This window comes from Nocardioides sp. (assembly GCF_036503465.1).
Taxonomy (GTDB): Bacteria; Actinomycetota; Actinomycetes; order Propionibacteriales; family Nocardioidaceae; genus Nocardioides.
Genome location: NZ_DASXWU010000072.1, coordinates 1 through 4079 on the forward strand (window position 1 = coordinate 1; position 4079 = coordinate 4079).

The following is a 4079-nucleotide window of genomic DNA, read 5'->3' on the forward strand; positions in this document are numbered from 1 at the left end:
TCATGTACCAGCCCAGCGCCTCGGGCAGCGCCAGCAGCCGCAGGGTCTCGGCCGTGGGCGCGCAGTCCACCAGGACGGCGTCCCACTCGTCGGAGAGCGCGTGCAGCCTCAGCTCGAGGAGCGCCAGCACCTCCTCCGCGCCGGGGATCACCGTGAGCTCCTCCGCGGCGACGGGGTCGACGCCGGCGACCTCGAGCACGGACAGCAGGTACCGCTGGATCTCGGCCCAGGACTCCTCGAAGCGCCGCTGGGCGTCGACCTGGTGCACGAACAGGTTCGCGGCCACCTGCTCGGGCTCGCGACCCACGGTCACGCCGTACGCGTCGGCGAGCGAGTGGGCCGCGTCGGTCGAGAGCACCAGGACCCGACGGCCGGACTCTGCGGCCAGGGCGGCCGTGGCCGCGGCGACCGTCGACTTCCCGACGCCGCCCTTTCCGGTGAAGAGCAGGATCCGCACGTGCCTGCGCCGATCCTCGTCAGGCGAGGGACTCGACGCGCCTCTTGAGACCCTTGAGCGCGGTGTCGATGAGGATCTTCTCGCCCTTCCGCTTCAGCATCCCGATCAAGGGGATCGAGACGTCCAGCGCGAGCCGGTAGGTGACGTCGGTGCTCCCGTCGCCGCGGTCCGTCAGCACGTAGGCACCGTCCAGGGCACGCAACATCTTCCCCTCGACCAGGGTCCAGGTGACCTCGTCGTCGCCGGACCACACGTAGGCGAGCGTGTACTCGTCCTTGATCGGCGGGACGTCGAGGGTGAAGAAGACCTGCTCGGCACGGCCGTCGGGCAGCGCGGACACGACGTCGGCGGTCTTCACGCCCTTGGCCCAGGTCGGGTACGCCGGGAAGTCGGCGATCACGGCCATCACCTGGCTCGGCGAGGCCTCAACGACGATCGACGACGTGGTCTGGTCGGCCATCGTGTCCCCCTCGGGCTCGCGGTCCGGCGCCCGTGCACGCCGACCTCTCCAGCCCGGCGAGACTATCGGATCGGCCTCACCAGACCCGGCGGTAACCTCGCCCGGGAACCCGAGACCGAGCTGGGAGGCTGCGTGCGCGAGTACTCCGCCCCGCTGAACGTCGTGATCCCGGCGACCGGGAACCTGACCGACGACGTGGTGACGAACGCCGCGGAGGCCGCTGACGCCGTCCTCTTCTCCCGGCGCACCGACGGCGGGTGGTCCGGGGTCACCGCAGCCGAGTTCCTGGCGGAGGTCCGCGCGGTCGCGAAGGGACTGGTCGCGGCCGGGCTCACCGTCGGCGACCGGGTCGCCCTGCTCTCGAAGACCCGGTACGAGTGGACCCTCGTGGACTACGCGATCTGGTTCGCCGGCGCGGTCACGGTCCCGATCTACGAGACCTCGTCCGCCGACCAGATCGAGTGGATCCTCAGCGACTCCGGTGCCGTGGCCGTGGTCGCCGAGGGGCCGGCCCACACGGCGCTCGTCGCCGAACGGCGCCGGTCCCTGACCGAGCTGAGCCACGTGTGGTCGCTGGAGGACAACGCCGTCGAGGTCCTGCGCCGTCTCGGTGAGGACATCGCGGACGACGAGCTCGAGCGCCGCCGCACGTCGGCGACACCGCTCGACCTGGCGACGATCATCTACACCTCGGGCACCACCGGGCGCCCCAAGGGCTGCGAGCTGACGCACGGCAACTTCATGGTCGAGCTGGGCGTCGCCGTGTCGGAGCTCGACGAGCTGTTCGGCGCTGACGACGCCTCGACCCTGCTGTTCCTGCCGCTCGCCCATGTGTTCGCCCGGATCATCCAGATCGGTGCGGTGAAGGCCCGGGTGCGCCTCGGGCACAGCGCCGACATCAAGCGGCTGCTGCCCGACCTCGCCGAGTTCAAGCCGACCTTCCTGCTCGCCGTGCCACGGGTCTTCGAGAAGGTCTTCAACACCGCCTCGCAGCGCGCCACGTCCGAGGGACGGGGTGCCCTTTTCGACCGTGCTGCCGAGACGGCGATCGCCTACTCCCGCGCGCTCGACCGCGGGAAGGTCCCGGTCACGCTCCGAGCCCGGCATGCGGTGTTCTCGCGGCTGGTCTACGGGCGCCTGCGCGGCGCGCTCGGCGGCCGCTGCCGGTACGCCGTCTCCGGGGGTGCACCGCTCGGCGACCGGCTCGGCCACTTCTACCGGGGCATCGGTCTGACGGTGCTGGAGGGCTACGGGCTCACCGAGACCACGGCCGCGGTCGCGGTGAACCGGCCGGAGGCCCTCAAGATCGGGACCGTGGGGCAGCCGTTGCCCGGGACCGAGGTGCGCGTCGGGGACGACGGGGAGCTGCTGTTCCGCGGCGGCCAGGTGTTCGCCGGCTACTGGCACAACGACGAGGCGACCGCCGCTGCGCTCGAGCGGGACGGCTGGTTCCACACCGGCGACGTCGGCGAGATCGACGAGGAGGGCTTCGTCCGGATCACCGGCCGGATGAAGGAGATCCTGGTGACCGCAGGTGGGAAGAACGTCGCCCCCTCGGTGCTCGAGGACCGGGTGCGTGCGCACGCCCTGGTCAGCCAGTGCCTGGTCGTCGGGGACGGCCGCCCGTTCATCGCGGCGCTGGTCACGATCGATCCCGAGACCTTCCCCGACTGGGCAGAAGCGCACGGCAAGAGCGGCGACATCGCCGCCCACGTCGACGACCCGGATCTCCGTGCCGAGATCCAGCGCGCCGTCGACGACGCGAACGCGGCCGTCTCCCGCGCGGAGTCCATCCGGAAGTTCGAGATCCTGCCGTACGACTGGACCGAGGAGACCGGGCAGCTCACGCCAAGCCTCAAGCTCAAGCGGAGCGTCGTGGTCCGGGAGCACAAGGACGAGATCGCGGCCCTGTTCCGTTGAGCCCGGCCCCGCTCCCCGCCGGGTCCGGGCGGGGCGCGGAGGCCCGGTACGGGCGGCGCCGGACCGCTCCACCCTCGGGCTGCTTTCTTTGCCAAAGTCCCACGGACCCGCCTGTCGCACACCTACCATCTGTCTCGCGAGTTCCGGTCTCACGGGAGGGCTCCAGTCCCTCGACCCGGTGCGCGCACCCCCGTACTGCCAGCCCGCCATCCGCCGGACGGCAGATGTCCGAGCGAAAGGGAAATCGGCCATGGATCGCCGAAGGCTGCTGCTCATCCTCGCCGTGTTCGTCGCCTTGATCGGCACGGCTCTCGTGTTCCTCTACGTCCAGAGCGCCGACAAGCGTGCCCAGGACAAGTTCGACAACGTCAGCGTGCTCAAGGCGACGTCGAACATCGCCGCCGGCACGAAGTACGACGACGCGCTGTCAGGTGGCCAGATCGCGATGCAGACGGTGCCGAAGAACGAGCTCGCCACCGACGCCGTCACGACGACCGAGGCCCTCAAGGGCAAGCTCGTCACGGTCCCGATCTTCGCCGGCCAGCAGATCCTCACCGCTCAGTTCGGGAGCACGGTCGCCCAGACCACGACCTCGCTGCCGATCCCCAAGGGGATGATCGCGATCTCGGTGAACCTGACCGACCCCGACCGGGTGGCAGGCAACATCCAGAACGGCTCCGACGTCGCCATCTTCGTGACCGGCACCCTGCAGGCCGCCGGGGCGACTTCTGGTGGCGCAAGCGGCTCCGGCACAGGAGTCCAGTCGACCCGGCTTCTGCTGCCGAAGGTGACCGTGCTGAACGTCGGCTCCCCGCAGCCGGCGACCACGTCGACGACCACTGACGAGAACGGGACGCAGACGACCGAGCAGCTTCCTCGTACGCTGTTGACGCTGGCGGTCAACCAGAAGGAGGCGCAGAAGGTGATCCTCGCGTCCAAGGCCCTCAACCTGACCTTCGGGCTGCTGACTCCGAACAGCGTCGTCAAGCCGGCCCCCGGCACGTCCACCGCGATCCAGTCGCTCTTCGCCAAGTGAGCTGAGATGCCCGTCATCGTCGATCCCGACAGCACCACGGCCCGCCGGCTGCTCGGTGCCCTGCCCCCCGGCTGCCAGTCGGTGGACACCACCGAGCGGCTCCTGCCGTGGCTCGCCCAGCACCCCGAGGAGTACGTCGTGGTGCTGGGGCCGAACATCTCGTTCGGCGACGGGGTGACCGTCTGCGAGAGCCTGCGCACCTCGCG

The 4079-nt window shown here is 70.4% G+C and carries 5 protein-coding genes; 3 read left to right on the forward strand and 2 right to left on the reverse strand.

Annotation, left to right across the window (positions count from 1 at the left end):
- Together VGK78_RS13455 and VGK78_RS13460 are read right to left on the reverse strand one after the other, a co-directional pair.
- Window positions 1-457: ArsA family ATPase (locus VGK78_RS13455; protein ID WP_331528164.1), on the reverse strand; the 457-nt coding region annotated here is incomplete at its 3' end.
- A gap of 19 nt (window positions 458-476) precedes the next feature.
- On the reverse strand, window positions 477-917 hold the full coding sequence (locus tag VGK78_RS13460) for an SRPBCC family protein (protein ID WP_331528165.1): 441 nt from the start codon (window positions 915-917) through the stop codon (window positions 477-479).
- A 132-nt stretch (window positions 918-1049) separates the two neighbouring features.
- On the opposite strand from VGK78_RS13460, the gene VGK78_RS13465 reads away from it, so the two are divergent.
- From VGK78_RS13465 to VGK78_RS13475, 3 genes are all read left to right on the forward strand, one after another.
- Window positions 1050-2837 carry an AMP-dependent synthetase/ligase gene (locus VGK78_RS13465; protein ID WP_331528166.1) on the forward strand — a complete coding sequence of 596 codons (1788 nt, stop codon included), beginning with the start codon at window positions 1050-1052 and terminating at the stop codon, window positions 2835-2837.
- A gap of 250 nt (window positions 2838-3087) precedes the next feature.
- A complete protein-coding gene (cpaB, locus tag VGK78_RS13470) occupies window positions 3088-3873 on the forward strand; it encodes a Flp pilus assembly protein CpaB (protein WP_331528167.1) in 786 nt (261 codons plus the stop codon).
- A 6-nt stretch (window positions 3874-3879) separates the two neighbouring features.
- A partial coding sequence (locus VGK78_RS13475) for a hypothetical protein (protein WP_331528169.1) occupies window positions 3880-4079 on the forward strand: 200 nt, incomplete at its 3' end.

What these genes read in the sequence shown, in the direction of transcription:
- VGK78_RS13460 (WP_331528165.1), bottom strand. Translation starts at nt 917, where the DNA reads ATGGCCGACCAGACCACGTCGTCGATCGTCGTTGAGGCCTCGCCGAGC.
- cpaB (WP_331528167.1), top strand. Translation starts at nt 3,088, where the DNA reads ATGGATCGCCGAAGGCTGCTGCTCATCCTCGCCGTGTTCGTCGCCTTG.